Origin of the sequence: Mesorhizobium sp. YIM 152430, assembly GCF_029210365.1 — a bacterium.
In the GTDB taxonomy this organism is placed as follows: Bacteria; Pseudomonadota; Alphaproteobacteria; order Rhizobiales; family Rhizobiaceae; genus Aliihoeflea.
Genome location: NZ_JARGES010000022.1, coordinates 1 through 821 on the forward strand (window position 1 = coordinate 1; position 821 = coordinate 821).

At 62.7% G+C, this 821-nt stretch carries 1 protein-coding gene; it reads left to right on the forward strand.

Annotated features, from left to right (window positions below; genetic code table 11):
* The first annotated feature begins 55 nt into the window (after positions 1-55).
* Positions 56-815, forward strand: a protein-coding gene (locus PZ895_RS07035; protein ID WP_275838316.1) for an IS5 family transposase whose coding sequence is annotated in 2 segments (ribosomal slippage) — positions 56-378 and positions 377-815 — 762 coding nt in all. Because the reading frame shifts where the segments join, the coding sequence is not laid out codon by codon here.
* Positions 816-821 lie beyond the last annotated feature (6 nt).

Genomic DNA, 821 nt, shown 5'->3' on the forward strand with positions numbered 1-821 from the left:
TTGGCAACCGCTAGCGCGACTGATTCAAGGGGCTCCCTGACGATGAGGCTCTTCGATGACGCGACGCCGCTACGAACTGACCGACCGGGAATGGTCAATCATTGCTCCGCTTCTTCCCAACAAGCCTCGCGGGGTGCCGCGTGTTGATGACCGTCGGGTGTTGAACGGCATCCTGTGGCGTTTCCGGACGGGATCGCCATGGGCTGAAGTTCCCGAACGCTATGGCCCGCCGACCACCTGCTACAACCGCTTCGTACGATGGCGAAAGGCAGGGGTCTGGGACCGGCTTCTCGACGCGGTGTCCGAGGCTTACGACGGCGACATCGTCATGATCGACTCCTCCTGTGTCCGCGTTCACCAGCACGCTGCCACGGGAAAAAGGGGATGGAAACGATGGCGGCATGGGACGTTCCCGCGGCGGCCTGACCAGCAAGATCCACGCGCTGGTGGATGCCGAGGGACGTCCCATCACCCTGCGACTGACCGGCGGGCAGGTTGCCGACTGCAGGAAGGCAGAGGCCCTGCTCGACGATCTCGGCGAAGGCGACATCCTGCTCGCCGACAAGGGCTACGACAGCGATGCGATCCGCGCCAAAGCCAAGGCGCGCAAGGCCTGGGCAAACATCCCGCCCAAACTCAACCGCAAGGGCGCCTTCGCCTTCTCCGCGTGGCTCTACCGCCAGCGAAACCTCGTCGAGCGCTTCTTCAACCGCATCAAACACTTCAGGGGCATCGCGACACGCTACGACAAGGACCCGGAAAACTACCTCGCCGCCATCAAACTCATCTCGACACGCATCTGGTGCCAAACGTAATGAGTC